General features: G+C 34.4%; 7 protein-coding genes and 1 pseudogene. 1 reads left to right on the top strand and 7 read right to left on the bottom strand.

Features of this window, described 5'->3' with window-relative positions:
• Positions 1–90: 90 nt before the first annotated feature.
• Together ACLFMM_RS08850 and ACLFMM_RS08845 are read right to left on the bottom strand one after the other, a co-directional pair.
• Entirely contained in the window at positions 91–360 is a 270-nt protein-coding gene (locus ACLFMM_RS08850; protein WP_410808373.1) for a carboxymuconolactone decarboxylase family protein, read from the bottom strand.
• Between the two features lie 29 nt (positions 361–389).
• On the bottom strand, positions 390–722 hold the full coding sequence (locus ACLFMM_RS08845; protein ID WP_410808372.1) for an ArsR family transcriptional regulator: 333 nt from the start codon (positions 720–722) through the stop codon (positions 390–392).
• 238 nt (positions 723–960) lie between these two features.
• Here ACLFMM_RS08845 and ACLFMM_RS08840 point away from each other — a divergent pair, with 238 nt between their 5' ends.
• Positions 961–1365, top strand: coding sequence for a hypothetical protein (locus ACLFMM_RS08840; RefSeq protein ID WP_410808371.1), 405 nt, complete (start codon positions 961–963; stop codon positions 1363–1365).
• Positions 1366–1374: 9 nt separating this feature from the next.
• On the opposite strand, the gene ACLFMM_RS08835 is transcribed toward ACLFMM_RS08840, so the two are convergent.
• The 5 genes and pseudogenes from ACLFMM_RS08835 to ACLFMM_RS08815 all read right to left on the bottom strand — a co-directional run.
• Positions 1375–2907, bottom strand: coding sequence for a sensor histidine kinase (locus ACLFMM_RS08835; protein ID WP_410808370.1), 1533 nt, complete (start codon positions 2905–2907; stop codon positions 1375–1377).
• Between the two features lie 157 nt (positions 2908–3064).
• Entirely contained in the window at positions 3065–3499 is a 435-nt protein-coding gene (locus ACLFMM_RS08830; protein ID WP_410808369.1) for a hypothetical protein, read from the bottom strand.
• 28 nt (positions 3500–3527) lie between these two features.
• Positions 3528–4835 carry a PAS domain-containing protein gene (locus ACLFMM_RS08825; protein ID WP_410808368.1) on the bottom strand — a complete coding sequence of 436 codons (1308 nt, stop codon included), beginning with the start codon at positions 4833–4835 and terminating at the stop codon, positions 3528–3530.
• 300 nt (positions 4836–5135) lie between these two features.
• Entirely contained in the window at positions 5136–5336 is a 201-nt protein-coding gene (locus ACLFMM_RS08820) for a uroporphyrinogen decarboxylase family protein (protein WP_410808367.1), read from the bottom strand.
• 64 nt (positions 5337–5400) lie between these two features.
• A pseudogene (locus ACLFMM_RS08815) lies at positions 5401–5736 on the bottom strand (uroporphyrinogen decarboxylase family protein); the annotation flags it as partial.
• Between the last annotated feature and the right edge of the window lie 348 nt (positions 5737–6084).

Genomic DNA, 6084 nt, shown 5'->3' with positions numbered 1-6084 from the left:
AACAGAGTACATACGGAATCAGGGGTGAATTGACGCTTACATCCCCGATGCTAAAAACATCGGGGTTTTACGCTTTGCTTATAAAAAGAATCAATCATTGTTGAGGTACTTGACACCTGAACCAAAACGTATCAGTGCAGCTACAAGTATTGCTTCTGAAATCTCATCATCATTTAGACCTGCATCTTTTGCTTCTTTTTTATGCTTTTCCACACACTGGTCACAACCCGTTGCTACTGCACTTGCAATAGCAAGCAGTTTTTTTGTCCTGGATGATACTGCACCATCATCCATTATATTGTTTTTGATATAATTCAGATCGATCCCTTGTTTGTTCAGTATCTCCTGTATTGCATCCATGGTTACCACCTGTATAACTTGATACCAATTCACGAATAGTCAGCGTTTTCCAGATACGCTTCTCCTCTTGGTGTGAGATAGTATTTACAGTTGTCCTCGTTTTCTACCTTTTCAATATACAGGGCTTCTTCAAGGAAGTTAAGGTGCATCTTTGCCTGCATGTTATCCAGGTTAAATTTTGATTTTATATCTTCATAAACCAGACCATCTTCAGGAATCGATTTTAGTATACTCCTGCGGGTTGTGTTTTGCAGGGCTTTCAGACCCAACCTATGGTCTTCCGTCGGATTTTTCATCTTTCCTTCTGCTTTAACCTTCTCAAGCCAATCTTTTTTCCTCTTTTGCAGGTCTTCATCGCCCATTTAAATCACCGGTTGTTTTAGTATTAAGAATTTCTATTAACATGATACTAGACCCGGGTTATAAATATCTAATGCCAACCAACATCATTAACAATCTTAAATTAACCTTTCTAAAAATAGATATACTAATTGAATTATAAAACTATTCTGAGGTGATAATATACATCAGATTTATGTCTTTGACCTGGACGACACCCTGGCAACACCGGATAAAGAAGCTGACAGGAAATATTATTTTATGAAAATCGACCATCTGGAACCGGTACCCTCTATGATCCAGCTTTTTGATGAGACTAAATCCAGATATCCTACCATGATCCTGACCACCAGACACCCCGACCTGAAACCTAAAATTGAGGGCATGTTTGACTGTGATGTAGAATGCAGGAACTTCTGTCTAACATGGGACGAAATATTCGAGGCGCTCAGTACAAACGAAAATCTAAAAAAGTTCATGGCTCAAATGGTCAACTGGAAAACAGGTGTGTTAAACCAGTTGGCAGAACAATACAACAGGGTCACATTCTATGATGACCTGGTCCACAAATACGATGTATCCAGTCTAAAGGATAATATATACCTCAAAAAACCGATTCACCTGTATGATAGGGAACATCCTGGGTTTTTGTACCACCAGAAATAATGATTTTTATTAATTCGATGGGATATTTCCATCGCCTTTTTCAAGCGTAAACCAGAAGACAGAACCTTTTCCTTCAGGATTATTTTCAACTCCTATATCCCCGCCATGCAACTCTACAATCATTTTTGCGATGGCCAGTCCAAAACCTGAACCCTTGATACCTTTTTTATCTTTCCTTGTAAACCTATCAAAAAGATAGGATTTGTCCTCATCAGGCACACCATCACCAAAGTCAGCTACATTGATTTTCCAGTAATTTCCGTTATCTTTAATATAGACCTTAATGAAACTGTCTTCAGGGCTGTATTTTATAGCATTGGACAACAAGTTCGCAAATGCCTGTTCAATTATCGGGTTTATTTTGCATAGATGTTCTTTGTTTATTAAAATCCTGGTTTCAAGGTTTTTATTACTTAACTGGAACTGGAAATCATAGACTCCTTTTTTGATGATCTTAACAATATCTTTATCCTCAAACTCCAAATTTTCAATATTTTCCAGTTTTGCAAACTCTGAAGAATTTTCGAGTAATTCTATAATTTTAATGTTGCTGGATTGGACCTTTTTCAGCAAGTAGCGCTTGTTTTCATCCTGTTCTTTATTTAGAAGGATTTTTAGGTAACCACTAATAACACCTGCTGGGTTTAACAGGTCGTGCCTTATAATATCGGTAAATGTATCTTTGAATTTATTGGATTTTTCCAGTTCATTTGCTGTTATTTCATAAGATTTGATAATATTATTAGCTTGTTTATAAATTGTAAAATAAGATAATGGTAACAACGTGCCAAGCAGTACCAATACAAAGGACGCCATGTAAAAATTAATATGTCCTAGATTTTTATCTAACAGGTCTTCATCATAAGTTGCCACAAGGTAATAGCGTCCACTTTTTAGTTCAGAAGTGTAAATATTTTTATCCTCTAGGTCTTCATATCTGTCCAATTTTTCAGTTTCTGTTATGCTGTAATTAATACAGCCAGATTTGCGGCTATTTTCACAACTATCAAAAAGAGATGTGGCATTAAAAAGTCCGGTATCATACCCCAGATAGATACTATCGTAATGTATTGGTTTTTTTATGTAGAGTAAAGTTTGATTATCTTCATTTATGACATCAAATTCTTTGGTAATGTCTGTTTTATTCATCAAATGTGTCTGGTTACCATAAAAAGCAATTACTTTGTTATCTCTAGATACTCTTTTAGACGCCAGTAGGTTTTTATAAACTTCTGAACCATCGTTGTATTTAGTGTGAGTATAATTTTCTAGTTCTTCTAAAGAAAGGTTACCTTGAAGATAGGCATACAATTTTTCCTTAATCATAGTTCTACTTGATAGTGCTTTGATATTTTCTTCATGAGATTCTATTCCTGATTTTATATCCTTGAAATTTAATTGGATCTCATGCTCAATTTCTGCTTTTCTATCATTAACAATTGTTTGTTCAATAGGGATGTAGAATGCAACTGAAGATATAATTAAAACTGCAAATATAAATATTAAAACATATTTTTTGAAATTATCTTCAAGAGAATCCATAACAATTTAGCACTAAGTACATTTATATAAAACAGGTAAAATATATATTTATTCATTTACAATTGTAACTTCTTGAATATGTTACTGGTTGTTCTATCAAAAAGTTAGTTATTGTCCTAAAAATTCAAAAATCAAATAATATCAGGATTTATAGCAATCAAAAATAATCAAAATTCTTAATCAATTCATCTATTATATGTACGTTTGCTGGACCAATAGCCAATAACATCATGTTATTATCTCCATTACAGATAAAACTTGAAGGTATACCTACACTATAAACTGCTTTTTCATAAAGCTCGTCCATTTCTAAGAAATCTTTGCACATTAACAACACTGTATCCTTGTAACAATAATGGTACCAGATATCATAATCCATTTCGTTTGCTTTATTAATAGAAGCTTTAGATACAAAATTGATCTTATCGGTATAGTCCTCATGAGACAGATTTGATTTTGTACAGTAAACAATCACCTGCCTGCATTTAGGTTCGCAGGTACTGGATACGAATATATTATGGAAATTTTTTAATTTTTCAAACATACTATCACTTTCATTAATCCTTACCAAAGAATCAAATTTTATATCCATCGATTTTTAGCCTCTTAGTAACATTGTTTCAATTCTTGTTACCATGAACCTCCAAGTTAATAGGTACACTTGAAGAGCTCAATGATTGGTATTCATAGAGATTCATCTCAGTCTTAATCCGTGAGATAAATCCACCTAGCTGTGCGGCAATAATTTCGATTGCTGTGCGAATATCAGCAGGAATCTGGTCGTACACATGAGAAGCCAGGTTTAAAGATCCCAGAACTTCTCCATTATTGATGATTGGTATCAGTGCCACTGCACGCAGTTTTTCATTTCGGTTACCATTTTTAGATGTATCCGATTTGAGAGGTATTTCAGAATAATCCTTATAAACCGGTTGACCGATCATTATAATCCTGTTAAGTATTGAATTGGAGTCCATGTATGAGATATCATTTACAAAATTAGTAGATAGACCCGTATGTGTAACCAGGTTCAGGTTATTATACACGTCTGTGAAGTGGATACATCCGCAATCGATAGTACCTATGTTGAGTGTCAGCTCTAGCACCTGGTTCAAAATATCTTCAGGGTTACCAGAATCATTTAGAGCAAATGCAATGTCGTGTTCTGTATGCAGAAGGTTCTCAGTTTGTTTCCTTTCGGTAATATCTACGATTATACCTTGATATGATATAGTGTTTCCATATTCATCTCTCTGGATAAATGTTCGCTCATCCACCCAACATATTTCACCGGATTTGGTGATAATCCTGTATTCCTGTGAAAAATTATCATGACCTTTATCCCTGCGCTCACTTAATTCGTACTGGACACGTTCAAGGTCGTCATGATGGATTATGTCACCATATTGAAGTTTACCGGTATAGAATTCATCTGCTTTATAACCAAAACGGGCAATGTTATCCGATACGAATTCTACTGGCCATGTCTCTTCCAGTTTACCTTCTGGTTTCCACTGAAATACAACCACAGGACTTTTGTTAATGATTGATTCGAGTTCGTCTTTTATCGCGAGAGCACGCTGGTGTTCTTTTTCAATCCTTTTCTGGTCCGTAACATCTACAATTATACTCAGGTATTGTTGTGGTGATTCTGCATCATCATGAATCACAATTTTTTCGTTGACCCACCGTACATCTCCAGAGTTTGTTATCACTCTATACTGGAGGATGATGTTGTCATGACCAATCCTGTGGTAACTGTTGAAATTTTTTATGACCTTGTTTTTGTCTTCTGGATGTATTATATCCAGGTAATTTATGATCCCCAAGGTTATATCATCTCTATTGTAGCCAAAAGGTTGTGTGTTTGTTACGTATTCTACGTCCCAATCAATCTTTGATTTCCATAAAAACAAATAGACTTCCATGTCCGGTCCCGATTCCTATTGATTCGATTTGAGTCAATGAAACAAATCTTTAAATTTGGATTTATTGCCTAATTATAAGTATCTGAGAATTTGTATATATAATAACTTGAAGTAATTAATCAACAAGGTTACTATTGTCAATAGCATATTTAATATTAAAATAGAGGATTTAGCAAATATGATGTATTATATCTTAAGGTATAATATAACTTCAGCTCAGGACAAAATCAATACCTTTGATAAAATCAAAAGTGTTAATTATATGTCCAAGTCTTCTTCCTTCAATTTTAATAAAATCAATTAAATTAGCCCTTTTTCTGCATAATATTCATCTCTTGCAGCTACGAATACTTTCATATTTATAAGTGGTGTACGTGGTGCAATACCAAATCCCGGTGCAAGAATATCCACACCTTCTTCTATGCACTGTTTTGCTTTGATTGTAATATATTCCGGGGATTTTGCAAACAGCATTTCTACAGGTGATATATTTCCTATCAATCATGACCTGTTTCCTATGATTTTTTTTTGCATATTTGACATCTACCTTTTCTTCAATACTTATTCCTTCAAAACCTGCGGTTGCTATAGGTTCAAGAATATCTGTTGCATCACCACACATATGCAAAATCATCATTCCCTTTGGTTTATCACAGAGTTTTCTGTATTCAGGAACTACCATCGATTCAAAGAGTTGTGGAGGGTACAACTCAGGGCTTACTACCGAATCCGGGAGACACACAGCATCGACACCGTGTTCAAAGAGAGCATTAGCATATTCTCTACATACCTCAGTTCCGATTTCAAACAATTTTTTCATATCATCAGAATTTGTAATGGACCATGTGAGAAAGTTCTTTACACCCACAAATGAATAAACCACTCCAGCAGGTCCTATCATCCCTGCAATTATTGGAACATCGTCACGAGAAATAGAGCAGGAAGCCAACAGTTTTAACTGTTCTCTTTAAATATTTGATTTAAAGATATCTTTAAACTTGGTTTAAACAGCCTGTCCGACAATTAATGTTAAAGCAGATATATTCTACAAAGGGGTTTACCAAGTAACATAAATTATCAGTCCTAATCATTTATCTTATATCATTTGGTAGTATTTGCGTCTGGTTTTTGGATTATTGGATAAATGTCATTGGTAAATATATTACTATTCATCTTATATTTATTTAAATATTGGATAAAATAAATTAATATTATCGAATTGTTGGACAAGTTCTTTAGCTCAGCGGTA

This window comes from Methanohalobium sp., from assembly GCF_046546175.1.
Lineage (GTDB): Archaea > Halobacteriota > Methanosarcinia > Methanosarcinales > Methanosarcinaceae > Methanohalobium.
Note: the sequence above shows the minus strand (reverse complement) of the source record. Positions and strands in the feature narration are given on the sequence as shown.